Origin of the sequence: Acidovorax delafieldii 2AN, from assembly GCF_000175235.1 — a bacterium.
Lineage (GTDB): Bacteria > Pseudomonadota > Gammaproteobacteria > Burkholderiales > Burkholderiaceae_C > Acidovorax > Acidovorax delafieldii_B.
The window spans coordinates 1-4242 of record NZ_ACQT01000288.1; the positions used below are offsets into that span (position 1 = coordinate 1).

The following is a 4242-nucleotide window of genomic DNA, read 5'->3' on the forward strand; positions in this document are numbered from 1 at the left end:
GCGCATGCAGGGCCTGGCCCTGCCCGCACACGCCCGCCGCGCGGCGGGCGGTGGCGCCCTGCCCTTGGCGCCCAGACCGGTATCCCCGTCTGCCCCCCCTTTGCAGGTCACGCCAGGCCCCGCCCCTTTGCGAGCGGCCGAAACAGCCCTCATCCGGCAGGCCGTGCAGGACGCACGCGGCAACGTGGCCGAGGCCGCCCGCACCCTGGGCATCAGCCGCGCCACCGTGTACCGCAAGCTGGGGACGCCCAGGGGGTGAAATGGCGCTTTCTGAAGAAAACCGCCCCATGCGCACGTACCACAAGCGCAAGCAGCTATCATAAAAATAGCAAACAAAGGCGGGATGCGATCCGCCCTGGGTTCCTGCCGCGTGCAGCGCGGTGCCACGCGCACGCCACATCCCGGCCGCGCAGCCCGTGCTTGCGGCGACAATGCCTGCGCAGGCTCCGCATCCCCGAACACCCATGACCCCCGAAGAACCGTCAGGCTTCAACACGCGCCTGTGGCGCCGTTTCATTCAGATCGCACGGCCCTACTGGCAGTCGGAAGAACGCTGGCGCTCGCGCGGGCTGCTGGCCCTGCTGATGCTGTTGCTGCTGGGGCAGACGGCCTTCAACGTGTGGTTCAACCACGAAACCGGCGAGTTCACCTCGGCCCTCGCAGCGGGCGATGCCGACCGATTCTGGGCCTCGATCCGGCGCTACACGTTCATCCTCGTGGCGGCCGTGCCGATCTACGCGCTGTACTACTACGTGCGCGACACGCTGGGCCTGCGCTGGCGGCGCTGGCTCACCCGGCATTTTCTGGCGCGCTATTTCGACCAGCGGGCCTACTACCGGCTCAACGCCGTCGTGGGCATCGACAACCCCGACCAGCGCATCGCCGAAGACATCAACGCCTTCACGCAGCAATCGCTGTATTTTTCGATGATCGCGCTGGGCTCGGTCATCCAGCTCATTGCCTTTGCCAGCGTGCTGTGGGCCATTTCGCAGGGGCTGGTCTACTTCCTGATCGGCTATGCCATCTTCACCACCGTATTCACCGCCAAGGTGTTCGGCAAGCGCCTGATCGGACTCAACTACCGCCAGTTGCAACGCGAGGCCGACTTCCGCTTCAGCCTGGTGCGTGTGCGCGAACATGCCGAGCCCATTGCCTTTCACAGCGGCGAAGAGCGCGAAATGTCGGCGCTCGTGCGCATTTTCGACACGCTGTACGCCAACTACCAGCAGGTGCTGCGCTGGCAGTTCAAGCTCAACCTGTTCCAGTACACGCACAGCTTCCTCACCATCGTGCTGCCCAGCGTGATCATTGCCAATCAGGTGCTCGCGGGCGATCTGGAGGTGGGCCAGGCCATCCAGGCGGCCGGTGCGTTCGCGGCCATCCTGAGCGCGCTGACGGTGATCGTCGAGCATTTCGAAAGCCTGAGCCGCTTCTCGGCCGGCGTCGACCGGCTGCACGCGTTTTCGGCCACGCTTGCCGACCCGGCACAGGCCTCGGCACCGGCCGAGCCGCCAGCCGCCAGCGAGCCCAGCCTTGAGCCCACGGCGCGCATCCATACCGTGCCCGGCTTCGAACTGGGGGTCACGCAGCTGACGGTGCTCACGCCCAACCGCGAACACCTGCTGCTGCGCAACCTCACGCTCAGCGTGCACCCAGGCCGGGGCCTGCTGATCGTGGGGCCGAGCGGGGCGGGCAAAAGCTCACTGCTGCGCGTGGTGGCAGGGCTCTGGACCACCGGTTCGGGCGAGGTCATGCGCCCCGCCGACCCCGACATGCTGTTCCTGCCGCAGAGCCCTTATCTGCCGCTGGGCGACCTGCGCAGCCAGCTGCTGTACCCCCAGACCGAGCGCGAGATCTCCGACGAGGAGCTGCAGCAATGGCTGGAGCGCGTGAACCTGCCGACGCTGGCCGAGCGCTTCGGCGGGCTGGGCGCCACGCTTGACTGGGCCAAGGTGCTGTCCGTGGGCGAACAACAGCGCCTGGCCTTCGCGCGTGCCCTGCTGGCCAAGCCCCGCTATCTACTGCTGGACGAGGCCACGAGCGCGCTCGACTCGGCCAACGAGGCGCTGCTGTACGGACAGTTGACGGGGCTGTCGATCACGCCCGTGAGCGTGAGCCACCACCAGAGCGTGCTCGACTACCACCACCAGGTGCTGGAGCTGGCCGGCGACGGCCGCTGGGCACTGCACGCCGCCACCCACTACCACTGGACCTGAACGCACGGGGCGCCCATTCCTGGTTGTCCCCGACTCCGCAACGGCCGCCAGCGCATCGGTGCCGTCTGCGCCAGCGCTCATGCCCTCCCGTGCGCCCCATGTGCGCAGACCGCGCCGGGCTATCATCGCCGCATGCTCATCGAGACCCTGGGAACCGCCCGCGATCTGGGGCGCCTGAAAGAAATTCTGGGGGTGATGGTGCGCCACGGGTTTGGCGACACCGTGCGCCGCCTGGGCCTGGCCGACCGGCTGGAGCGCGCCGGCCAGGCCTTCAACTGGAACCTGGCAGGTGATCTCACCCGCGTCGAGCCCCCCGTGCAGGTGCGGCTGGCCCTGGAAGAACTGGGCCCCACCTTCGTGAAGTTCGGGCAGATCCTGGCGGGCCGGGCCGACCTCTTCGGCCCCGACTGGATTGCCGAATTTGAAAAGCTCCACAGCCGCGTCCCGGCCGTACCGTTCGAGACTCTGCGCCCGCAGTTGCGCGAAGACCTGGGCGGCGAACCCGAGGAGGTCTTCGCACACTTCGACACCACGCCCCTCGCGGCGGCTTCAATAGCGCAGGTGCACCGCGCCCGGCTGCAGGATGGCAGTGAGGTGGTGGTCAAGATACGCCGCCCCGGCATCCGCGATGTGATCGAGGCCGATCTGCGCCTGCTGGAGCGGCTGGCCGCCCTGGCGGACGCCGAACTGCCCGCCCTCAAACCCTACGGGCCGCAACAGCTCGTGCGCGAGTTTGCCCGCTCGCTGCGGCGCGAGCTGAACCTGGCGGGCGAATGCCGCAGCGCCGAGCGCATTGCCGGCAACCTGGTCAGCCTGCCCCACATCGTGGTGCCGCGCGTCCACTGGGAACACACCAATGAGCGCGTCAACGTGCAGGAGTTCATCCAGGGCGTACCCGGCGGCCAACTGGATGCGCTGACACCCGAGGCCGGTTTTGACCGCACCCTGCTGGCCCAGCGCGGGGCCCAGGCCGTGCTCAAGATGATTGTGGAAGACGGCATCTTCCACGCCGACCCCCACCCCGGCAACGTGTTCTACCTGGAAGGCAACCGCATTGCCTTCATCGACTTCGGCATGGTGGGGCGCCTGTCGCAGCGCCGGCGCGACGAACTGCTGCAGATGCTGCTGGGCCTGGTGGAACGCCAGCCGCAGTCGGTGGCCGATGTGCTGCTGGACTGGACGGGCAACGCCCATGGCATCGACCTGGGCCAGCTCGAAATGGAGGTGGAGGCCTTCGTCGACCAGTACCACGGCGTGCCGCTGGCGCAACTGCACCTGGGCCAGATGCTGGCCGACGTGACCACCATCCTGCGTGAACACCACCTGGGCCTGCCGCCCGATCTGGCGCTGCTCATCAAGGCCTTCATTTCGCTGGAAGGCATGGGCCGCAACCTCGACCCCGACTTCCACATGGCCACCGAGGCCCTGCCCCTGCTGCACCAGGTCGTGCGTACGCGCTACCAGCCACGCGCACTGGCCCGGCGGGCTGCACAGACGCTGCGCCGCGCGCTCGCCACCGTGGAGCAGTTGCCGGACGACCTGGCCCGCCTGCTGCGCAATGCCCGGCGCGGGCGCCTGCAGGTGGGCATCGAGCTGGCCCACCTCAAGCGCGTGGGCGACCAGATCGACCGCTCGGCCAACCGGCTGTCGATGGCGCTCATCATCGCGGCGCTCATCATCGGCTCCTCCATCGTGATGACGGTGCAGGGCGGGCCCACGCTGTTCGGGCTGCCGGCGTTCGGCTTTCTCGGGTTCTTTGGTGCCGTGGTCTGCGGGCTGTGGCTGGTGCGCGCCATCTGGCGCAGCAGCCACCACCGCGACGACGACTGACGGGGAAGCAGGCTTGTGCCGTGCAGGGCCCGCCGGTGCTGGACGCTGGGGGCTGCCCCCCTGGACGCGGCCCCGGACAACACGGCTCTCCATCCAAAAAGACACACGCCGTGCCCCACCAGGCGGACACGGCGCGTGCGCACGAAAGGCAATGCATCCAGCGCGTTTGCGCGCCGGGGCCACGCATCAGGGTTGA

At 68.3% G+C, this 4242-nt stretch carries 3 protein-coding genes; all 3 read left to right on the plus strand.

Annotated features, from left to right (window positions below):
• A partial coding sequence (locus ACDELDRAFT_RS25880) for a helix-turn-helix domain-containing protein (RefSeq protein WP_040330010.1) occupies positions 1 to 259 on the plus strand: 259 nt, incomplete at its 5' end.
• A gap of 205 nt (positions 260 to 464) precedes the next feature.
• On the plus strand, positions 465 to 2216 hold the full coding sequence (locus tag ACDELDRAFT_RS19760) for an ABC transporter ATP-binding protein/permease (RefSeq protein WP_005799821.1): 1752 nt from the start codon (positions 465 to 467) through the stop codon (positions 2214 to 2216).
• Between the two features lie 132 nt (positions 2217 to 2348).
• A complete protein-coding gene (locus tag ACDELDRAFT_RS19765; RefSeq protein ID WP_005799822.1) occupies positions 2349 to 4046 on the plus strand; it encodes an ABC1 kinase family protein in 1698 nt (565 codons plus the stop codon).
• Positions 4047 to 4242: the final 196 nt, after the last annotated feature.

Coding starts and splice junctions, on each gene's coding strand:
- ACDELDRAFT_RS19765 (WP_005799822.1), top strand. CDS start 2,349: ATGCTCATCGAGACCCTGGGAACCGCCCGCGATCTGGGGCGCCTGAAA.
- ACDELDRAFT_RS19760 (WP_005799821.1), top strand. CDS start 465: ATGACCCCCGAAGAACCGTCAGGCTTCAACACGCGCCTGTGGCGCCGT.